The 19966-nt window shown below is 68.4% G+C and carries 18 protein-coding genes; 5 read left to right on the plus strand and 13 right to left on the minus strand.

All coding sequences use genetic code 11. The annotated features are described in order from the left end of the window. Positions 1-18: 18 nt before the first annotated feature. From LGN10_RS27240 to LGN10_RS27255, 4 genes are read right to left on the minus strand one after another with little or no spacing between them, the layout of a single operon-like run. Entirely contained in the window at positions 19-810 is a 792-nt protein-coding gene (locus tag LGN10_RS27240; protein WP_226225623.1) for an endonuclease/exonuclease/phosphatase family protein, read from the minus strand. Further along, a complete protein-coding gene (locus LGN10_RS27245) occupies positions 801-2999 on the minus strand; it encodes a VTT domain-containing protein (RefSeq protein ID WP_226225625.1) in 2199 nt (732 codons plus the stop codon). Before LGN10_RS27245 ends, LGN10_RS27240 begins: the two co-directional genes overlap by 10 nt. Further along, the gene (locus LGN10_RS27250) at positions 2996-3319 is read right to left on the minus strand and encodes a hypothetical protein (protein ID WP_059575052.1); all 324 of its coding nucleotides are present in this window, start codon (positions 3317-3319) and stop codon (positions 2996-2998) included. Before LGN10_RS27250 ends, LGN10_RS27245 begins: the two co-directional genes overlap by 4 nt. Next, positions 3316-4011 (minus strand): MgtC/SapB family protein, encoded by a 696-nt coding sequence (locus LGN10_RS27255; RefSeq protein ID WP_059575219.1) that lies wholly within the window; start codon positions 4009-4011, stop codon positions 3316-3318. The genes LGN10_RS27250 and LGN10_RS27255 overlap by 4 nt, the downstream gene beginning before the upstream one ends. Before the next feature lie 177 nt (positions 4012-4188). Between LGN10_RS27255 and LGN10_RS27260 the strand changes: the two genes are divergently transcribed. Together LGN10_RS27260 and LGN10_RS27265 are read left to right on the plus strand one after the other, a co-directional pair. Continuing rightward, entirely contained in the window at positions 4189-4431 is a 243-nt protein-coding gene (locus tag LGN10_RS27260; RefSeq protein WP_059637224.1) for a DUF6566 family protein, read from the plus strand. Between the two features lie 86 nt (positions 4432-4517). Continuing rightward, a complete protein-coding gene (locus LGN10_RS27265) occupies positions 4518-5225 on the plus strand; it encodes a succinate dehydrogenase/fumarate reductase iron-sulfur subunit (RefSeq protein WP_060310414.1) in 708 nt (235 codons plus the stop codon). Positions 5226-5268: 43 nt separating this feature from the next. Here the strand turns inward: LGN10_RS27265 and LGN10_RS27270 are convergent, their stop codons facing one another. From LGN10_RS27270 to LGN10_RS27290, 5 genes are all read right to left on the minus strand, one after another. Next, on the minus strand, positions 5269-6291 hold the full coding sequence (locus LGN10_RS27270) for a Rieske (2Fe-2S) protein (RefSeq protein ID WP_226225627.1): 1023 nt from the start codon (positions 6289-6291) through the stop codon (positions 5269-5271). A gap of 26 nt (positions 6292-6317) precedes the next feature. Beyond that, complete coding sequence (locus LGN10_RS27275; RefSeq protein WP_226225629.1) at positions 6318-7379, minus strand: Rieske 2Fe-2S domain-containing protein; 1062 nt, start codon at positions 7377-7379, stop codon at positions 6318-6320. Positions 7380-7393: 14 nt separating this feature from the next. Beyond that, positions 7394-8488 (minus strand): terpene synthase family protein, encoded by a 1095-nt coding sequence (locus LGN10_RS27280; protein WP_226225631.1) that lies wholly within the window; start codon positions 8486-8488, stop codon positions 7394-7396. 13 nt (positions 8489-8501) lie between these two features. Beyond that, complete coding sequence (locus LGN10_RS27285) at positions 8502-9464, minus strand: SAM-dependent methyltransferase (RefSeq protein WP_226225633.1); 963 nt, start codon at positions 9462-9464, stop codon at positions 8502-8504. A gap of 634 nt (positions 9465-10098) precedes the next feature. Next, complete coding sequence (locus tag LGN10_RS27290; RefSeq protein WP_027785977.1) at positions 10099-10773, minus strand: HAD family hydrolase; 675 nt, start codon at positions 10771-10773, stop codon at positions 10099-10101. Positions 10774-10984: 211 nt separating this feature from the next. Between LGN10_RS27290 and LGN10_RS27295 the strand changes: the two genes are divergently transcribed. Then, on the plus strand, positions 10985-12169 hold the full coding sequence (locus LGN10_RS27295; protein ID WP_104013349.1) for a sugar transporter: 1185 nt from the start codon (positions 10985-10987) through the stop codon (positions 12167-12169). 33 nt (positions 12170-12202) lie between these two features. Here the strand turns inward: LGN10_RS27295 and LGN10_RS27300 are convergent, their stop codons facing one another. The 4 genes from LGN10_RS27300 to LGN10_RS27320 all read right to left on the minus strand — a co-directional run bounded on the left by LGN10_RS27300 (position 12203) and on the right by LGN10_RS27320 (position 17560). Continuing rightward, on the minus strand, positions 12203-13378 hold the full coding sequence (locus LGN10_RS27300; protein WP_226225635.1) for a helix-turn-helix domain-containing protein: 1176 nt from the start codon (positions 13376-13378) through the stop codon (positions 12203-12205). Positions 13379-13547: 169 nt separating this feature from the next. Beyond that, positions 13548-14675 carry an NAD(P)-dependent alcohol dehydrogenase gene (locus LGN10_RS27305; RefSeq protein WP_226225637.1) on the minus strand — a complete coding sequence of 376 codons (1128 nt, stop codon included), beginning with the start codon at positions 14673-14675 and terminating at the stop codon, positions 13548-13550. 14 nt (positions 14676-14689) lie between these two features. Continuing rightward, positions 14690-16162 (minus strand): benzaldehyde dehydrogenase, encoded by a 1473-nt coding sequence (locus LGN10_RS27310; RefSeq protein WP_060310408.1) that lies wholly within the window; start codon positions 16160-16162, stop codon positions 14690-14692. A 504-nt stretch (positions 16163-16666) separates the two neighbouring features. Next, the gene (locus LGN10_RS27320; protein ID WP_226225639.1) at positions 16667-17560 is read right to left on the minus strand and encodes an NAD(P)/FAD-dependent oxidoreductase; all 894 of its coding nucleotides are present in this window, start codon (positions 17558-17560) and stop codon (positions 16667-16669) included. Between the two features lie 152 nt (positions 17561-17712). Here LGN10_RS27320 and LGN10_RS27325 point away from each other — a divergent pair, with 152 nt between their 5' ends. Both LGN10_RS27325 and LGN10_RS27330 read left to right on the plus strand, forming a co-directional pair. Beyond that, on the plus strand, positions 17713-18345 hold the full coding sequence (locus tag LGN10_RS27325) for a TetR/AcrR family transcriptional regulator (RefSeq protein ID WP_059575062.1): 633 nt from the start codon (positions 17713-17715) through the stop codon (positions 18343-18345). A gap of 463 nt (positions 18346-18808) precedes the next feature. Continuing rightward, positions 18809-19945 (plus strand): muconate/chloromuconate family cycloisomerase, encoded by a 1137-nt coding sequence (locus LGN10_RS27330; RefSeq protein ID WP_059575063.1) that lies wholly within the window; start codon positions 18809-18811, stop codon positions 19943-19945. The last annotated feature ends 21 nt before the right edge of the window (positions 19946-19966 follow it).

Raw genomic sequence — 19966 nt, forward strand, 5'->3', positions numbered from 1 at the left:
GTCGGAGCGAGAAAAGGCTCACCGCGCAAGCGCCGTGCCCGTCGCGGGCGTCGCGCGCATCCGCGCGACCAGCGGATAGTGATCCGATGCGTGCCGCGCTCGCGCGCTGCGATGCACGACCACGTCGACCAGCAGCTCGCCCGGATGAATCCAGATCCGGTCCAGCGAGAACACCGGGCACACGGTCGGGAACGTGCGCGGCGCCGGCGCGCGCCGGAACCGGGTCACGAGCGCTTGCAGCGCGCGGCCGCGCACGAACCACTCGTTGATGTCGCCGAGCAGGATCACCGGCATCGCGCCCGTGTCGAACGCCGCAAGCAGCCGCTGCACCTGCGCGCTGCGTTCGCTCGCCGACAGCCCGAGATGGGTCGCGACGACGCGGATCGGGCCGGCGCTGCACTCGATGTCGGCGTCGAGCGCGCCGCGCGGCTCGCGCGGGTGGAACGACAGGTCGAGCGTGCGCGCCGCGCGGATCGGGCAGCGCGACAGCACCGCGTTGCCGTAGCGGCGCTCCGGCGTGTCGATCGTCGGGCCGGCCACCGCGTGCATGCCGGTTGCGTCGCGCAGATGCGCGAGCACGTCCGGCGCGCGCGTGCCGCCGAGCGGCACCTCCTGCAGCGCGATCACGTCCGCGTCGAGTTCGTCGATCACCGCCGCGATCCGGTCGGCCGCGCGCGCCGGCCACGCGCCGTAGCCGCCGCGGATGTTGTAGGTCGCGATCCGCAGGTCGCGCCCGCCCGGCGCGGCGGCAGGCGCCGCTTCGGCGGTGACGACGTGCGGCGGCGGGGCCGCGTGTTTGCTCAACGCCATCGTCGCAATATCCTCACGAGCAGGATCGACACGCCGACCAGCGCGAGGCCGATCGCCGCGAGCCACGCGAACGCGCCAGGGCCGGGATGGCTGAGCGCCGCGGTCAACTGATGCGCGAACGTGACGGTCAGCACGATGCCGGGCAGCATCCCGAGCGCGGTGCCGATCAGGAAGTCGCGCAGCCCGATGTGCGACGCGCCGGCGACGAGGTTCACGACGGTAAACGGCGCGATCGGCAGCAGCCGCAGCACGGCCATCGCGACCACGCCGCGGCGGCCGATGTGCTCGCTCAGCCGGTTCGCGCGCGGGCCGGCGAGCCGGCGCACCGCGTCGCGCCCGAGCCAGCGGCCGAGCGCGTAGGTCGCGGCGGCCGCCGCCATCGAGCCGACGCCCGCATACGCGAAGCCTGGCCACGCGCCGAACACGAGCCCCGTCGCGGCGATCAGCAGCGTGATCGGCACCGCGAAGGTCGCCGCGACCACGTAGGCCGCGAGCAGCAGCGCCGGCGCGGCCGGCAGCCGGGCGATGGCGGCCACCGCGTGCGACAGCGACGCGACGTTCAGGTGCGCGCCCAGCGGCGTGAAGCGCCACGCGAGCGCGAGCGCGGCGATCGCGAGCACGATCGCTCCGAGCACGAAAAAACGCGCGGTGAGCGAGCGGTGCTGCTCGTGCGGCACGAATTCGCGCACGAACCGGTCCGGCTCGATCGGCTGCTCGGGATCGAGCCGCGCGCTGACCGGCACGAGCGCCTCGAATTGCGGCGACACGGCCGGATCGAGCGTGCGCAGCGTGCGGCCCGGCTTCGCGCGCAGCCGGTCGAGCACGACGTTCGGCCGCTCCTCGCCCGCGAACGCGTCGGCCACCGCGGCGGGCGTCGTGCCGAGATGTTCGGCCAGCAGCCGCTCGCGCATGCCGGCGATCGCCGCGCGAATGCGTGGATCGCCTGCCGCGACGAGCGCGATGCAGCATTCGGTGTCGAGCAGCATCGAGCGGTTGTTCAGGTTCGCGCTGCCGATCACGATGCATTCGTCGTCGACGATCGCGACCTTGCTGTGCACGTTCACGCACGCGTCGCCGAGCCCGTCGACGTGCGGATACAGCAGCCGGTAGCGGTCGAAGCGGTCGGCCGACGCGAGCGTCGCGTGCAGCCGCGCGCGCAGCACGCCCATCGTCGCTTCCTGCAGCCAGCCGCTCTGCACGCGCGGCGCGACGACCGTCACGTCCGGCCCGTGCGCGTCGGCCAGGCGCGCGGACAACGCTTCGCGCACCACCGCCGCGGTGAAGTACTGGTTTTCGATATACAGGTGCCGGTGCGCGGCGCGGATCGTGTCCTCGACGAGCGCGCGCACCTGCAGCACCGGCTCGCGGCCGCCGTGGCGCGGCGCCGTATACGCGATGCCGAGCCGCACGTCGCGCACGTCGACGCGCGCATCGGGCGGCCACGGATCGTCGTCGGCCGCCCGCTCGAGATGCCGCTGCGCGCGGATCGCGATCGGGCGCCCGCACGCCTGCAGCCAGCGCGAGCGCGCCTGTTCGCCGATCGCGGCGGCCGCGTCGCCGTCGAACATCGCGTGCACGTCGTGGAACGGCGCGTACGGCATGCCGTGCTCGTCGCGGCGGCGCGGGTCGTCGGCCGCGTGGGCCGGCGTGTCCCAGCGGGCGCGCGTCAGGTCGAGGCCGCCGACGAACGCGAGCCGGTCGTCGATCACGACGAGCTTCTGGTGATGCGACGCGCCGCGCGGATGTGCGTCGTCGAGCCGGAACCGGATGCCGCGATGCGCGCGCCAGCCGGCCCGATACACGGGCGGCCAGTCGCGCTCCAGCGCGTAGATCATCGCGAAGTCCCACGCGAGCACGTAGATGCGCAGGTTGTGGCGGGCGGACGCGAGCGCGTGCAGGAAGGCGGCGAGCGTGTCGGGCAGCGTGTCGCCGGCGCCCGCGGGCGCGAGCCGCATCCGGCTGTCCACGTCCCAGCCGACGATGAACACGGTATGGCGCGCGCGCAGCAGCGCCGCGCGCAGCGTCGAGAAGTACGCGTCGCCGTCGACGAGCATCGCGAAGCGGTCCGCGCCGCGGATCGCGTCGCAGTTGCGCCCGCGCTCGAGCAGGCCGTGCCGCGGCGGGCCGTCCGCCGGCGCGGCGTCGATGCGCCGGTCCTCGGCGCGGGTCACGCGGTCCGGCACGATCATCGTGCGCCGACGTCCCGGTCGCCGTCGATCCGCTGCAACAGTGCGTCGCAGCGCGCACGCAGCGCCTGCAGTTCCGGCGAATGCGCGTCGAGCCGCACGCGTTCGCCGTGCACGACCGCGATGTCGTAGATCTCCTGCGCGATCGTCGCCGACGCGTATGCGATCCTGATCCGGTCGAGCCAGTCGCATTCGGCGCGCCGGCACGCGAGCCACGCGCGCAACGCGCCGACCAGCTGGCTGGTCGTGAGCCAGGCGCCGGTGCGCATGCGCGCGGCGAGCTGGCTCGTCACGAGATAGGAGAGCAGGTCGGTCTGGGTCACACGAAACTCCTTGACGAGGTGTCGGGTTGACAGGTCCGCACGCACGCGATGTTTTGCAGCGTCTCGCAGATCGCCGCGAATTCCGGCCCGCTCGTGCGCGAGAACGAGACGGAGATGTCGTCGGTGTCCGGATCGTCGTCCGACTGCTGGACGATGAACCGTTTCACGCGCACGCGGCCGGGGCCGAGCGCTTCGTGCAGCGTGTTGAGCGTCAGGCCGCCGCGCTCGGCCACCAGCAGCAGCGTGCGTTGCTGGCGCTGCGCAATGAAACGGCGCTCGAGCGGCTTCACGCCTGCGAGGATAACGAGCACGATCGCCGTCGCGCCGACCGACGCAACGACCATGCCGCCGCCCGCGGCAAGCCCGACGCCGGCCACGGCCCACAGGCTCGCGGCCGTCGTCAACCCGCGCACCACTTCGCCGCGCAGCAGGATCGAGCCCGCGCCGAGGAAGCCGATGCCCGACACGACCTGCGCGGCGACCCGCGACGGATCGACCACGACGCCGTTCTGCCCGCGCACGTCCTCGAAGCCGAACGTCGATACCAGCATCACGAGCGCGGAGCCCACGCACACGAGCATGTGCGTGCGCAGCCCGGCGGCCCAGTTCAGACGCTCGCGTTCGAGCCCGATCACGCTGCCGAGCAGCGCGGCCAGCAGCAGGCGTCCAAGCAATTCGAGGTGACCGATCATGATGTGCATCCGTTCGGGCCCTGCGCGAGGCGGGCCCGGTAGCGCTTAGATGCGGAAAAGGGACGCAAGCAGCGTGCCGGCCGGGCACGGTCCGTGCGCGCAAGGCCCGGGGTGTGCGCCGCGTGCATGCGGCGCGCATTTTTTGCATCGCCATCGCAGATAAGACAGGAGGCCACCTTGGCACATCAACAGGACGCACAGGTTCGGGACCCGTATCGCGGCCACGAGATTCTCGTGTGGGCGCGACCCAACGAGCGCGGCGCATGGCGCGACGAGGTACAGGTATACGTCAACGGCGCGCGCATCGAGCTGGTGGTGCCGGAGGCAGCCGGCCCCGAATGGCTGACCGAGGTGGAGGCGCTGCGGGCAGGCGTCGAACGCGGCCGCTATTTGATCGATAAGCGCGTCGACGACGACTGATCGGCATGGCGCTTGCGGCGCCGCGTGCCGCGACAGTATCCCGCAGCACTCCGAGAACCCATGCCGGCTGGCGCCGGGAGGAAACGATGAGCGATTCGCGCACCCTGCATATCTATCGTTACGACCCCGATCGCGACGCGCAGCCGTACCTGCAGCGCTACGAGATCGACGTGGACCCGGCCGACCGCATGCTGCTCGACGTGCTCGGCCGCGTGAAGCGCGACGACGAGACGCTCGCGTATCGCCGCTCTTGCCGGGAAGGCATCTGCGGCTCGGACGCGATGAACATCAACGGCAAGAACGGTCTCGCGTGCCTGACCAACATGCAGACGCTGCCGCGCGAGATCGTGCTGCGGCCGTTGCCGGGGCTGCCGGTGGTGCGCGACCTGATCGTCGACATGACGGATTTCTTCAATCAGTACCACTCGATTCGCCCCTACCTGATCAACGACACGACGCCGCCCGCGCGCGAGCGGCTGCAGTCGCCGGAAGAGCGCGACCAGCTCGACGGGCTGTATGAATGCATCCTGTGCGCGTGCTGTTCGACGTCGTGCCCGAGCTACTGGTGGAACCCGGACAAGTTCGTCGGCCCGGCCGGGCTGCTGCAGGCGTACCGGTTCATCGCCGATTCGCGCGATCTCGCGACGGCCGAGCGGCTCGACGATCTGGAGGATCCGTACCGGCTGTTTCGCTGCCGGACGATCATGAATTGCACGGACGTGTGCCCGAAAGGGCTGAATCCGACCAAGGCGATTTCGGAGATCCGGACGATGCTGGTCAGACGGACGGTGTAGGGTCGTGCGTTCGGCGGGCGCGCCGCGTACATTCCTCCCTTGGCTATTTTTCGGCGACCGTGTCCGCATGCGCGGCCGGGCGCCGCGCCGCGGGCCGCTCGACGCCCGGATAGAACTGCCGCGCCCAGCGCTGAAACACCGGGTACGGTCCGTCACCGGCGCCCGGCGTACCGTAGCCCGTGTAGTCGCGATTGTTCCACACCATGATGTCTTCCTTGAACACGGGCACCAGCCACAGCCGGTGCAGCACGCGGCCGAGCACGGCGTAGACGAGCCGCTGCAACGGCGCCGGCCACCTCGCCAGCCACGAGAAGCGGAATGCGATGCCGTCGCGGAAGGTCCAGCGCAGCGGCGCGATCTGCACGCCGCACGCGAAGATCTTCGCTTCGAGGCCGATCGCCTTCATTTCATGGTCGGACGACACGCAGCCGAGGCCATGAACGCCGATCAGCGTGCTCCATCTGATGTTCTTCCATGCCATGTCCACCTGCATCGAAATGCGCGGCCCGTCGATCACGGGAGCATGCGGCTTCATGTCCTTCCAGCGATGCAGCGCGCCGAAATGTTCGAGGTCGTAGCCGTTTTCCGGCAGGTTCTGCATCACGCCGCGCAGCGTGAATGCCTGGCCGACCGGCGCCGAGAAGCCGGTCATGTCCACTTCGGGCAACTCCCACGTCGGCGCCAGTCCGTCGGCGTTCTGCCATACGAACACGAAGCCGTTCCATTCGCGCACGTGCCATGTGCGAAGCACCAGTTCCTGGCTACCCTTCATGCAGCGGGCCGTGGTGCGCCGGCCGTCGGGGCCGTACGCGTAGTGATGGAACGGACAGACGATCTGCTCGCCGTCGACGGTGCCCCCGTGGCCGAGATGCGCGCCCTGATGCGGGCAATATGCGTCGACCGCACACGCGACGCCCGAGGCCGTCCGGTACAGCACGACATCGCGCCCCATGAAAGGCGTCGTGAGCACGGCCCCGCGCTTCAGCTCGCGGCTGAAACACAGCGCGAACCATCCGTCCGGATAGGGCAGCGGGGCGGCTTCGTCGACGGGGCTGGCTGCATGCATCGCGCGCTCCTGCGTCGGCATGGCGTTCATCGCGCGAATGCCCGGTCGGCGTGGGCGACGGCCGCCGGCACGGCGCCGTGTTGCCCATGTTGCCCGTCGGGCGCGTCGCCGCGGGCTTCCGGATAGAACTGCGCGGCCCAGCGCCGGAACGTCATGATCGGCATCTCGCCGGCCATCAGCGTCGGGCGCGCGTCGTAGTCGCGGTGATCCCAGATGCGCAGGTCGCGCTTGAATTGCGGCACGAACCACAACCGGTACGCGGCGCTCACGAGCATCTCGTGCACGACCCGGCGCAGCGGCGACGGCCACGCCGACGCGCGTTCGACGCGCAGCGCAACGAATTCACGGCACGTCCAGCGATCAGGTTCGATCTGCGTCGGGAACAGTACGACCCGCGCGTGCAGCCCGAGGTCCGGCAGTTCCATGCGCGCGGCCATGCAGCCGAGGCCGTGCATCGTGATATCCAGCAGCAGCCGCTGCCCGAGCAGCACGAGCGTCGAACGCATCGTCATTTGGTGGCCGTCGGCTTCCGGCGGCTCCAGCACGGGATTCGACCACCCGTGCACCGGGCTGAAATGGTTGACGTCGACGCCGTTCTCGGCCGGATTCTGCAGGCTGCCGTTCAGCGTGTGGCACTGGCCGCGCGGCCGCGAATAGCCCGTGAGGTCCAGCTCGGGCAGCGACCACCGCGGCGCGGCGCCCGCACGGTCCTGCCACGCGAGCACGACGCCGTTCCATTCGCACACGTGGCGCTGCCGCAGCACGACGGCGGGCGGCTTGCCGTCGCGCCCGGCCCGCACGCAAGTGCCGTCCGGCGCGAACGCGAGATGATGGAACGGGCACACGATCTCCTCGCCGCGCACGATGCCGCCGTGCCCGAGATGGGCGCCGAGGTGCGGGCAATGCGGCGCGACCGCGCGAATCAGGTCGGATGCCGTTCGATAGAGCACGACGTCCTCGCCCATGAAGCGCGTGACGACGAGCGCGCCGGATCTGACGTCGCGGCTGTATGCCAGCGCGAACCAGCCGTCCGGGTAGCGAGGTCGCGCCGCGGCGGGGTCGGGCGGGAAATGAATCGATGAATGCATGCGCATGTCTCCGTTCACCAGCGCGAATCGCGACGGTCGCGCACAGCGATTTCGTCGAGTGTCGGGAGCGCCGTCATCGCGATTTCGCCCCCTGTGAAGCGCCCGCCACCGAAATCGTCGCCGTGGTAGCGGGTGCTGAACGCGTGAAACTCCGCATTGCCCGCACTCATGTAGCCGAGCTCCGTCACGTACGCGTGCGCGTCGGCGTCGCCTGCCAGCACGCCTGTCGCTACCGCCTGCTGCGCGTCGATCAGGCGGCGTTCGTTCGCCGTGCAGAGCGCGGCCAACCGGTCGAGCGCCGCCGGAACGTCCAATTCCTCCGCGCGCATCAGGATCCAGACGGCGTTGAAGCGCTCGCGCGCGGACCGTTCCTTGCGAAACGAAAACAGGTCGTTGACGAGGATCACCGAATCGATCGCGGCGTTACGCGCGTCGGCCAGTGCCGCGTATTGCGCGAGGCGCTGCCCCATGTCGACGTCGAGCGCATATTCGGTGAGCAGCGTTATCCAGTGTCCGAAGCCCTCCACCCGGCGAAACGCCAGATAATCGGCGAGCGACAGGCGCGCCGCGTCGGTCGCCGTCGGGTCGGCCTGCGTGCGGATCTGTTCGCGGATGCATTCGACGAGCCGCTGCCGGAACGCCGGACGCGCGTCGAGTACGGTGCGCATCGCGCGCAGCGTGTCGTACAGCAGTTGCGCGGCAGGCGCATCGGCCGGCGGCGGCGTGCCGTCGACCGCGGCGAGGAAATGAGCGTGCAACGCGTCGAGCCCCGCCTGATCGCCGGTGCGCGCGAGATGCGTGAAGGCATCGTCCATCAGCGTCGTGACGTTCATCATGCGATGGATCGCGTACACGCGATCGGGCCGCGCGTTCGGGTAGCACAGGCTGCCGTATGCGGGAATCCGCTGCGCGAGAAAACGGCGAGCCGCCGCGTCGCTGCGATAGTGCCGCAGGATGTACGGGTAGTCGTCGATCGCAAGCTGCTGCTCGATCGCTTGATGCTGAGGGTGCCGGGCGAGCGGCAGCGACAGACGCGGCAGCGGCAGCACCAGCGTGTCCGTCGCGCCCGACGGGGCGGCCGCGGCGCGTGGCGTTCCGGATGCTTGCATGCGGATCTCCCGGTTACGCGTCCGGTTTGACCGCGACGATGCTGTAGGTCGACACCTTGTTCTTGATCAGCGCGACGGACCAGTTTTCGGCGAGCACGCGCAATTCTTCCAGCGTGTCCGGCGCGCGGTGCGGAAAATGGCGATCGATGTTGGCCTTGGCATCCATCAGCCAGCGCGCGACGTCGATGTTCGACGGCAGCACGCGCATGTCGCGGATCGCGAACCCGGCGTCGATCAGCACCTGCCTGAAATAGTCGGGCGTCTTGCGATGCTTGCACGCGATCCGGTCGACCTCGTCCGGCGTGTCGGACTGGTATTCGTTCAGATCGACGTTGTACAGATTGTCCGAGATGACGACCGAGCCGCCGCTGCGCACACGCGCATGCAGCGCGCGCATCGTCTTTTCGTACAGCGCGTTCGGGAAATGCGAGATCACGCCGCGGATGATCACGAGATCGTACGGCGTCGCGGGATCGGGCAGCCGATCGACGTCCTGTGCGTTGCACTGATACAGGTTGATGCGCCCGGCGAGCCCGTGCTGCGCATGAAAACGTGCGCAGTACTCGAGCTGTTCGCGACTGACGTTGACGCCGTCGAGGCGGATGCAGCCCGGGAAACGGCCGGCGAGATACTTGAGGATGTAGCCCCAGCCGCAGCCGATGTCGAGAATGCGCTCGACGCGCGCGGGAACGGGATCGTCGAAGCCGGCGAGGCCAAGCTGGCGTTCGAAGTAGCGAATGCCCGACTCGTCGAGCGAGATCGGCGGCGTGGAGCGCGGATCGTCGTAGACGCCGAACTGGAACAACAGATATTCGCCGATCGCCTTGCGCCAGTCGTCCGGGCTGCCGGCGTAGGTCGTCTGCACTTTCCGCTCGTAATCGCTCACCGTGTCGCCGTGCAGCACCCGGATCGGCAGGGCGGGCGCCGGATGCGCTGCCCGCATTTCGACGATCGCCTGTTCGCTGACCTGATTCATCGGAATCCTCGCGTCGTTTATTTTCGTCAAACTGGACAAAAACAACACCCGCCGATCGAGCGGCAGCACACGTATTCACGAAACGCCGGAACGAAAAAAGCGCGTGCCGATACGTACGATCGTGCGATTGAATAAAACGATGTAATGCTTTCGTTGAAACGTTATGAAGGTGAAAGATCCGTGCGCATTTATAGAATCCCCGGATAAATGGCGGAAAGGGCGCCGTGACGCGGCATCGCGAGGCAGGCCCGATCATGCGCGGGACGCCTGGCGACGCGGGTCGCACCGGCTGGCCGGTTCGGCTCCGTATGTGACTCGCATTTTCACGATTCGGATACTGCGATCGTGATCCGGAAACGAAGTGTATTTGTTATATGAGAGGCGATTCGATTTTTCAAGAATCTTCCCGTCTGTTTTAAAAACACGGGAAAACAGGCGCCGACAAAGATATTGAAATATCAATCGTCAATGACGGTGGGGATTGTTTCGATTCGATGAATCGAAAAAGCAGCCGCGCCGCGAACGAATCGCGCACGCGGCTGCCTCGGCCGGACGAGGTCGTGCGGACACACGGCGTCCGGCCCGACTGAAACGCCGCTCACGCACGGACGGACCGGGCGCGACCCAACTGCGCCTACGGCCGCGCGGCGACCTCGTCCAGATGCCAGAGCAGATCCGCAGGATCGTCGTACACGCGCAGCGCGCCCGCCCGCTCCAGCTCGTCGCTGCCGTAGCCGCCCGACAGCAGCCCGACGCCGAGCGCGCGGCAGCGGGCGGCGGCGAGCATGTCCCAGATGCTGTCGCCGACCACCACCGTATGCTCGATCGGCACGTTCAGTTTCGCGGCAGCGGTCAGGAACAGGTCGGGGTCCGGCTTCGCATACTTCACCTGATCGCGCGTGACGACGACGTTCTTCGCCGGATCGACGCCGAGCGCCTCGAGATTGATCGCCGCGGTTTCCATTCGCCCGCTGGTCGCGATCGCCCAGCGAATGCCGGCATTCGACAGCGCGGCCAGCAATTCGCGCGCGCCCGGCAGCGGCCGGACCTGCGCGCGCAGCCGCTGGTACGCGGCCGCATGCAGCCGTGCGAGCCGCTCGACGCGCTCCGCGTCGATATCGCCGGCCGTCTCGCGCAGCAGCTGGTTCAGGAACAGGCCGCCGCTCATCCCGATCTTGCGATGGATGCGCCATACCGACAGTTCGATGCCCTCGGCATCGAGCGCTTCCTTCCACGCGAGCACGTGCTGATAGACGCTGTCGACGAGCGTGCCGTCGAGATCGAACAGAAATGACGTTTCAATGCGCATGTAACTCTCCTGGCCTGATGGTGATCGGGCAAATCGTCGGTAAAACCCGATTCGTCACATTATCGGCGCGCGGCCGTGTCACCGCCATGTCCCGCGCCGCACGCGCCGCACGCGGCGCGCCCGGCGGCGGCGTGTCGAACAGCGCTGGTACAATCGCGCCGATGCGCCGGGCGGGCCGCCCGCGCGCGCCCAACCTTCGTCGAATCCCCGTATGGCAACCTCCGACGCCGTCAGTTCCGAGCAATCGTGGTGGGGCGTTCTGGCCCTGGCACTCTCCGCCTTCATCTTCAATACCACCGAATTCGTGCCCGTCGCGCTGTTGAGCGCGATCGGCGACAGCCTGCAGATGCAGCCGACCGCCGTCGGCCTGATGCTGACGATCTACGCGTGGGCCGTCGCGGTCGTGTCGCTGCCGCTGACCTTCGTCACGCGGCACGTCGAGCGCCGCAAGCTATTGAGCGTCGCGCTGCTGGTGTTCGTCGGCAGCCACGTCGTGACCGGCTTCGCGTGGAATTTCACGGTGCTGATGATCGGCCGGCTCGGCATCGCGTGCGCGCATGCGGTGTTCTGGTCGATTTCGATCCCGCTCGCGGTGCGGCTCGCGCCGAGCGACCGCAAGAGCCGCGCGCTCAGCCTGATCGCGATGGGCTCGGCGATCGCGATGGTGGCCGGCATTCCGCTCGGACGCGTGATCGGCGAGGCGTTCGGCTGGCGCATCACGTTCCTGATCATCGCGGGCGCGGCCGGCGTCACGCTGCTGTTGCTGCGCGCCACGTTGCCGTTGCTGCCGAGCCAGGGCGCCGGGTCGCTGAGCAGCATCGGCGTGTTCCTGCGCAAGCCGGCGCTGGTCGCGCTGTACGCGATCACCGTGCTGGTCGTGTCCGCGCACTTCACGTCGTACACGTACATCGAACCGTTCGTGCAGAGCATCAACCATGCGAGCAACAGCCGGATCACGTACGTGCTGATCCTGTTCGGCGTCGCCGGCCTGCCGGCCGCGGTCTGCTTCAATCGCGTCTATCCGCACCGGCCCGACGATTTCCTGCTGGCGTCGATCGTCGCGCTGTCGGGCTGCCTGCTGATCCTGTTCCCGTGCGCGCTGAACATCGTCACGCTGTCCGTGCACACGCTGGTGTGGGGCGGCGCGATCGTCTGTTTCGGGCTGGCGATGCAGGCATGGGTGCTGAAGCTGGCGCCCGAAGCGACCGACCTGGCCGTGTCGATCTACTCCGGGCTGTACAACGTCGGGATCGGCGCCGGCGCGCTGCTCGGCAACCATATCGCGGGCGACTTCGGGCTGCCGTGGATCGGCACCTTCGGCGGCGTGGTCGCGATCTTCGCGGCCGGTGTCGCGTGGGCCGCGTTGCGGCTGCATGAGCGGCGGGCAGTGGCTTAGCACCATCGCCACACCGCACTTCATCCCGCATGGTCAATGCGCCCCGCCGTGCCTGATCCCCGCCGCATCGCGCTGTCGCAGCTTCGCATACAGCGTCGTGCGTGAAATGCCGAGTTGCCGCGCGGCCGCCGACACGTTGCCGTCATGCTCGTCGAGCGCGTGCCGGATCGCGTCGAGCGACTGTTCGCGCAGGCTGGCGTTGGCGTGAGGGTGGCCGGCCGGCGCCGCGTGGCACACGTCATCCGCGTCGGCGAGTACGTCGGCGTGCCGCGCCGCGGTCGTGCGATCGAGCGGGGCGCGCACGGTGCGCACCCATACGTGGCTGCCATCGTCGCGCGCGATCCGCTGCGGCGTGCGCGACGGTGTCAGCAAGCGACGCTGCTGCGCGGGTGTCGCGCCGGGAAACAGTTGGCGGTGACCGACCGGCGCGACCGGCCCTTCGGGCGCGAGATCGAGCATCCGGCGCGCCAGGCGGCTCACCGCACGCACGCGGCCCGCTTCGTCGAGCGCGATGACGCCGGCGAGCGGCGTGCCGAGCCAGCGCGGATCGAATTGCACCTGCAGCAGATGGCAGTCGCGCAGCATCGCATAGAGCCGCTGCTCGGCCGACAGCGATGCATGCCGGAACGGCTCGTGCAATTGCGCGACGTTGCGCCGGCCGATCCCGGTGATATCGAGCGCGCCGATCACTTCGCCGTCGAAACCGACGAGCGGCACCGCAAGACAGAATACCCGCGAGAACTCGTCGAGATAGTGCTGCGCGCCCGCGACGACGGCTTCGGCGCCGTCGTGAATCACGCAGCTCGGCGCGGTCGTGCCGATGTTCGGCTCGACGATCCGGCGGCCGGCGACGATCGGCGTCAGCAGCGCGTCGTCGCATTGCGGGCTGCGCCGCGCATGCACGATCGTGCCGCGTGGGTTGACGCACATGATCGCCCATTCGCGGCCGCCGAACGCGGCCCACAGCGGCTCGATCTCCTGCGCGACGCAGCGATAGAGCCGCCGGTCGTCGCGGGATTCGTCGCGCTCGCGCTGCATTTCATAGCGGGCGGCTTCCCACGGCCGCAGCCCGGCCGCGCGCGAACGCAGCCACGAGCGCGCGACGCTGGCCGGCAACGCCGTTTCCGGCAGCGGCTCGCCCGCGGCGAAGCGGGCGCGAAGCCGGTCGAGGTCGACCGGCCGTGCAGGGGATTCGGGGGCTGTATTCACGCTGCGCTCCAGTTGGGGTCGAAGGTCGGGGCTGGACGTGCAGGCCCCGTGTCGCGCGAATGCGTAATATAGCCCGGCGCCCCCGGCGCGGTATTTTCGCGGCGGCTACGCTGCCGTGCGAGGCCCCCGGCGGTCGCCATGTACCGCGCGGACGGCGGCGCATCGCCGCTCAATGCGGCAAACGCAGGATCGGCTTGAGCGTGCTCCCGTTGCTGCTGTCTTCCGCCGCCTGGTTGATCTGGTCGAGCGGATAGAACTTCACCAGCCGGTCGAACGGAAACCGACCTTGCAGATACAGCTGCACGAGCTGCGGAATGAACGTCTGCGGCACGCTGTCGCCTTCGACGATGCCGCGGATCGTGTGGCCGCCGAGCAGCAGGCTGTTCACGTCGAATTCGCCCTTCGTGCCGAGCTTCGGCGCGCCGACCACGCCCATCGTGCCGCGCGAGCCGAGCGCGTCGATCCCTTGCGACAGCACGGCCGGCAGCCCGGTCGATTCGAGCGCGTAGTCGACGCCGCCGCCGGTGATCTCGCGGATCGCGTCGACGACGTCGACTTCCCGGCTGTTGATCGCATGCGTCGCGCCGAGCTCCAGCGCCAGCGCGAGCCGCGACGGCACGATGTCGACGGCGATGATCGTCGTCGCGCCGGCGATGCGCGCGGCCATCACGGCGCTCATGCCGACCGCGCCCGCGCCGAAGCTCGCGAAGCTGCTGCCCGGGCGCACCGCGAGCGAATTGATTACCGCGCCCGCGCCGGTCTGGATTCCGCAGCCGAGCGGGCCGAGCAGTTCGAGCGGCGCTTCCTTCGGCACCTTGATCGCGTTGTTCTCGCGTGCGAGCGCGTAGCTCGCGAACGACGACTGCGCGAAGAAATGATCGTGCAGCGGTTGCCCGGCCTCGTCCCGCATGGCCGTCTGGCCCTCCGAGTCGGCGCCGCCGAAATTCAGCGCGAAGAACTGCCGGCAATACGCGCCGTGACCGCCGACGCACGACGCGCAGTGGCCGCACGCGCCGTAGGTCAGCACGACGTGATCGCCGGCCGCGAGCGTCTTCACGTTCGGGCCGACCGCCTCGACCACGCCGGCGCCTTCGTGGCCGAGCACGGCCGGCAGCGGCACCGGATAGTACTGGTCGCGCACGATCAGGTCGGTATGGCACAAGCCGGTCGCGACGACGCGCACGAGCACCTCGTCGCCGCGCGGCGCGCGAATGCGGGCGGATTCAATGGAGAAGGGTGCGCCGGCCGCGCGCGCGACAGCCGCGGTGACGGCGCGTGTATCGTGTTCGGTGTACATGATCGGTCTCCTCGTCAAATCGGATACAGCGGCGCTTCGCCCTTGATCGTCAGCCACTGCCACTGCGTGAATTCCTCCCAGTTTGCCGCACCGCCGATGCTCGAGCCATTGCCCGATGCGCCGACGCCGCCGAACGGGTTGATCGCTTCGTCGTTGACCGTCTGGTCGTTGATGTGCAGCAGCCCGGTGTTCAAGCGCTCGCCGATCCGCAGCGCGCGGCCGACGTCGGCCGACAGGATCGCCATCGACAGCCCGTATTCGGTTTGATTGGCGAGTGCGATCGCGTCCTCGTCGGTATCGAACGGCACGACGATCGCGACCGGCCCGAAGATTTCCTCGTCGAATGCCGGATTGCCCGGCGCGACGCCGCTCAGCACGGTCGGCTCGAAGAACAGGCCGCGATGGCCGCCGCCCGTCTCGACACGTGCGCCCGCGCGGCGGGCCGCGTCGACGACGTTCGCCGCGTGGTCGCGCTGCGCGGCGTTGATCAGCGGGCCGAGGCCGACGTCGCCGGTGGCCGGGTCGCCCACACGCAGGCTTTGCGCCTTCTCGACGAGCTTCGCGACGAAGCGGTCGTGAATCGCGCGCTGCACGAGCACGCGGCCGGTCGCCATGCAGATCTGGCCTTGATGCAGATACGCGCCCCACGCGGTGTTCGCGACCGCGCGGTCGAGGTCGGCATCGTCGAGCACGATCAGCGAGTTCTTGCCGCCGAGTTCGAGCGATACCTTCTTCAGATGGCGGCCCGCCGCTTCGCCGACCTTGCGCCCGGCCGCGGTGGAACCCGTGAACTGGATCATCGCGACGTGCGGATCGGCGACCAGCGCCGCGCCGGCCGCGCCGTCGCCGGGCAGCACGTGCAGCACGCCTTCGGGCAAGCCGGCGAGCTCGAACACGCGGGCGATCGCGACGCCGCCGCACACGGCGGTGCGCGGATCGGGCTTCAGCACGACCGCGTTGCCGAGCGCGAGCGCCGGCGCGACCGCGCGTATCGCGAGGTACAGCGGGAAGTTGAACGGCGAGATCACGCCGACCACCCCGCGCGGGCGGCGGCGCGCGAGCGACAGCCGGCCGGCCGTCGACGGCAGCACTTCGCCGGCCGCGCGCGACGGCAGTCCGGCCGCTTCGTGCAGCGCCTTGATCGTGACGGACGTTTCGAATGACGCCTTCGCGCGGGTCGAGCCGCTTTCGCGCACGAGCCAGTCGACGATCGCGTCGAAGTGTGTTTCGGCGACGGCCGCTGCGCGGCGCAGCACCGCCGCGCGCTCGTCGTAGGGTAGGGCGAACCACGCGGGCTGTGCGCGATGTGCGGCGGCCGATGCGTCGGCGATGGCCGCGCTATCCGCGAGACCGATGCGGCCGAGCGTGTTGCCGGTCGCCGGTTCGATCACGTCGGCCGCGTGCGGGCTCGCGTGCCAGCGTCCGGTGAAGATCCTGCCGCGCCAGATGTCGGCGTCGAAGAGGGCGGGGTTCCTGCTGCTATCCATGTGCGCTCCTGGGGAAATTCGGATCGCCGGATCGGGTGTTGCCTGGCGTCGACCGGCGTGCGCGCGAGGGTAGGCCGGTGTGGGGAAACGGGGCTATCCGGGTTTCTTCCCACGCGCGGCGCGCGCATGGTTTGGAGGGCGTCCGCGATTCGGTGTACGGAAACTGGACAGTCGGTGGGTGGATTGTTGCGGCGTGCCGGCCGACGACGCGGCAGGTAGAGCGGGTGCGGCGCGACGTGCGCCGTATCCGAAGGCTCGGCGCGCAAAGCGGCGCCAAGGCCCATGCTCGGCTTTTCTCGAGCCAGGCCACCTCCACCAGCAACAAGGCGCCAGACTTGCGCGTGATCGTCTCAGGCGTCGAGACCGGCGCCGCCTGCCGCCGGAACGCGACGCACACCAACCGCTCCTGCCATTCCGTCAAACTGGACGAATCCGTCCTTCACCTCCGATCCACGCCAGCCGCTTCGAAGGGGTCGATGCAACCGGAGAACGGAATCCGCGTGCTCAAACCAGCATCGATTGTTGGGCGAAGATACCCGCCATCGCGCCCTGCGACGATGCCTGGGTGACCGAGGGCAAGAATGGCGTGGCGAGGTCGCCGGCGGCGTAGATACCGGGCATGCTGGTTTGGCGGCGCGCGTCGACCTCGAGGACGATGCCGGTGGGCGTATCGACCGTGGCGAGGCCCAGCGATTCATGCAGGCTTGCGGACGGCTTGTTGCGTGGCTGGGCGAACAGGATGTCGACCGCGACATGGCGGCGGGTATCGAGATTGACGGTGGTGATATGGCCATTGCGATGGGCGATCTCCACGATCCGGCCATCGACGACAGGGATGTTGCGGCGGGCCAGATCGGCCTGGATATCCGGCGCGATGTCGTGACCATCGGCGAAGACGGTCAATTTGTCGGTCCAGTCGCGGAACAGCCTGACAGACTGGTGCGACTGCGGGCCGGACCAAACGAGCCCCCAATGCTGGCCGGCGGCTTCAAAGCCGTCGCAATAGGGGCAGGGTACGATGGACGTGCCCCAGCTTTCCGCGAAGCCCGGAACATCGGGCATCTGATCGGCGACGCCATAGCTCAGGATCAGGCGGCGCGCCGTCAGGCTTTCGTTATCGTCGGTGACGACACGGAAATCGTCGATCGCGCCGGACACGCTCTCCGCCCGGGCATTGACCAGCCTGATCGTCGGATAGCGCGCCAGTTGCCGTCGCGCCTCGACCAGGATGTCCAGCGGCGGCTTGTGATCGTGGCCGAGCAGGCCATGCGAATGGCCGGCAAAGCGGTTGCGCGGCCGGCCGGTATCGAGCACGGTGACCGAGCGGCGGGCCCGACCGAGCTGCAGGGCGGCGGCGAGGCCGGCAAAGCTGCCGCCGATGATGATGACGTCGCTCATGGTGATGGGCTCCGTGTCGTGGATGGAGGGGGCGGGCTGATGCGCAATATCGTCCAGCGATACGCGAAGCCGACCCCATTGGCTTGCACATTTGTGATACTGCGTGGTATCGTAATGCTGGAATTTGAATACTGTCAAGTACTGGAATTGTCGTGACCGAAAACAACCCGGGCCGCCGCGGCCGGCCGGCGAACGAAGCGCTTCGCCAAACGATAGTCGACGCCGCCTCCGAACTCTTTGTGGAATTGGGTTTTCAAGCGACGACCATGGACAAGGTCGCCCAGCGGGCGAAGATATCCAAGCTCAGCATCTATCGGCACTTCGAGAACAAGGAGGCGCTGTTCAGCGCGGCCATGGTGGCTCGTTGCGATCAATTCGCACCGCAGACCCTTTCCGAAGGCGTCGACGGTTCGGTCGAAGATCAGCTCATGGCGGTGGGATCATCGCTGCTTCGCACGCTGTTGAGCCCGGACGTCCGCAGTGTCGAAGCCATGGTTTTGGCCGACAAGACGAATCAAAGGTCGTTGAGCAAGCTTCATTACGAAGCCGGGCCGGCCCGTGTCATCGCTCAAATCGAGGCGGTGTTGCGTCAGTTGCACGCGAAAGCGATTCTGAACGTGCCCGATGCTCACCGGTCCGCCCGCTTGTTTGCCGCGCTTTTCAAAGGATCCGATCTTCTGCTTGTCGCGCGCTTCGATGAGGCGCGCGCAGAGGACGACGACGAAATCGAGTCCTATTGCCGGTCGGCCGTCGCCATGTTCATTGCCGCGCACGGTGGCATCTAGGCCGCGAACGAAGGTCGCTTTCTGGGCGATAGCGCCCGTCGGCTTCTGACAGACGACGAGGGTCGTTCAAGAACGTCGATATCCGCCTACCCACTTCCTTCCGATCATTCGCAGCAACCGGCACCGAAGCTGAAGACCGGGCGACCAGCCCCACCCTTTTTCCCATCAGGAAAACCCTGATCGCCTCGACAGGCCACCGGTTTCAGCGGGCTTTCCGGCTGCCAAAAGCAGTAGCGGTAAGCTTCCGCTCAAACACCACCCCGAACCCGCGCGACCGCGCGCCAGCAAGCCTCCCAGCCAGCATACCTATCCAAAACAGGTATGGCGCACCGCAATATTTCGCGATGCTAGTGCGATTTCAATACCTGCCAGGTATCGAAAATCCCGCCTAAAAGTATTGGACGCCCCGTTTCCCCGCCGCGTATAAATCCGTCCCATGAACCACCCCCACGCAGCGCACCCCATGTCCTCCGCGACCATCGAACGCATCGAAACCCGCCTCGTCGATCTGCCGACGATCCGCCCGCACAAGCTGTCGGTGGCCACGATGCACGGCCAGACGCTGATGCTCGTGAAGGTGTTCTGCAGCGACGGCGTGACCGGTATCGGCGAAGGCACGACGATCGCCGGAATGGCCTACGGCCCGGAAAGCCCGGAAGCGATGAAGCTCGCGATCGACGCGTACCTCGCGCCGGCGATCGTCGGCCGTGACGCGACGCGCGTCCAGGCGCTGATGGCGCATGTCGGCAAGCTCGCGAAGGTCAATCACTTCGCGAAGAGCGCGCTCGAAACCGCGCTGCTTGACGCGCACGGCAAGCGTCTCGGCGTGCCGGTCAGCGAACTGCTCGGCGGCCGCCGCCGCGACCGCCTGCCGGTTGCATGGACGCTCGCGTCGGGCGATACGGCCGCCGACATCGCCGAAGCCGAACGCATGCTCGACCTGCGCCGCCACAACGTATTCAAGCTGAAGATCGGCGCGAGAGCGCCGGAAACGGACATCCGCCACGTGGCCGAGATCAAGCAGGCGCTCGGCGAGCGCGCGTCGGTGCGCGTCGACGTGAACATGGCGTGGAGCGAAACGCAGGCCGCGCGCGCGATCCCGGCGCTCGCCGATGCGGGCTGTGAACTGGTCGAGCAGCCTGTGGCGTCGGCCGCGGCGCTCGCGCGCCTGATGCGCCGCTTCCCGGTCGCGCTGATGGCCGACGAAATCCTGCAAGGCCCGGACAGCGCATTCGAGATCGCGAAGCATCACGGCGCCGACGTGTTCGCGATCAAGATCGAACAGAGTGGCGGCCTGTTCGCCGCGCAACGCGTCGCGGCGATCGCGGACGCGGCCGGCATCGAGCTGTACGGCGGCACGATGCTCGAAGGCGCGTTCGGCACGGTGGCGTCCGCGCACCTGTTCGCGAGCGTCGCGAACCTGCAGTGGGGCACCGAACTGTTCGGTCCGCTGTTGATCACCGAGGAAATCCTGACGCAGCCGCTGGACTACAGCGACTTCGAACTGACCGTGCCGGACGGCCCCGGTCTCGGCATCGCGCTCGACGAGGACAAGGTCAGGCGCTTCACCCGCGACGGGCTGACGAAAGTCGTGCGGTAATCGAGTCAGGCCAAGACCGTC

The sequence above is a fragment of the Burkholderia sp. AU32262 genome, assembly GCF_020419985.1.
Classification (GTDB): Bacteria; Pseudomonadota; Gammaproteobacteria; order Burkholderiales; family Burkholderiaceae; genus Burkholderia; species Burkholderia semiarida.

Bases quoted from the DNA above. Each gene is read 5' to 3' on its own strand.
- LGN10_RS27295 (WP_104013349.1), top strand. From the start codon at position 10,985: ATGGCAACCTCCGACGCCGTCAGTTCCGAGCAATCGTGGTGGGGCGTT.
- LGN10_RS27305 (WP_226225637.1), bottom strand. From the start codon at position 14,675: ATGTACACCGAACACGATACACGCGCCGTCACCGCGGCTGTCGCGCGC.
- LGN10_RS27320 (WP_226225639.1), bottom strand. From the start codon at position 17,560: ATGAGCGACGTCATCATCATCGGCGGCAGCTTTGCCGGCCTCGCCGCC.
- LGN10_RS27310 (WP_060310408.1), bottom strand. From the start codon at position 16,162: ATGGATAGCAGCAGGAACCCCGCCCTCTTCGACGCCGACATCTGGCGC.
- LGN10_RS27285 (WP_226225633.1), bottom strand. From the start codon at position 9,464: ATGAATCAGGTCAGCGAACAGGCGATCGTCGAAATGCGGGCAGCGCAT.
- LGN10_RS27270 (WP_226225627.1), bottom strand. From the start codon at position 6,291: ATGCATGCAGCCAGCCCCGTCGACGAAGCCGCCCCGCTGCCCTATCCG.
- LGN10_RS27330 (WP_059575063.1), top strand. From the start codon at position 18,809: ATGTCCTCCGCGACCATCGAACGCATCGAAACCCGCCTCGTCGATCTG.
- LGN10_RS27265 (WP_060310414.1), top strand. From the start codon at position 4,518: ATGAGCGATTCGCGCACCCTGCATATCTATCGTTACGACCCCGATCGC.
- LGN10_RS27280 (WP_226225631.1), bottom strand. From the start codon at position 8,488: ATGCAAGCATCCGGAACGCCACGCGCCGCGGCCGCCCCGTCGGGCGCG.
- LGN10_RS27290 (WP_027785977.1), bottom strand. From the start codon at position 10,773: ATGCGCATTGAAACGTCATTTCTGTTCGATCTCGACGGCACGCTCGTC.
- LGN10_RS27255 (WP_059575219.1), bottom strand. From the start codon at position 4,011: ATGATCGGTCACCTCGAATTGCTTGGACGCCTGCTGCTGGCCGCGCTG.
- LGN10_RS27275 (WP_226225629.1), bottom strand. From the start codon at position 7,379: ATGCATTCATCGATTCATTTCCCGCCCGACCCCGCCGCGGCGCGACCT.
- LGN10_RS27245 (WP_226225625.1), bottom strand. From the start codon at position 2,999: ATGATCGTGCCGGACCGCGTGACCCGCGCCGAGGACCGGCGCATCGAC.
- LGN10_RS27240 (WP_226225623.1), bottom strand. From the start codon at position 810: ATGGCGTTGAGCAAACACGCGGCCCCGCCGCCGCACGTCGTCACCGCC.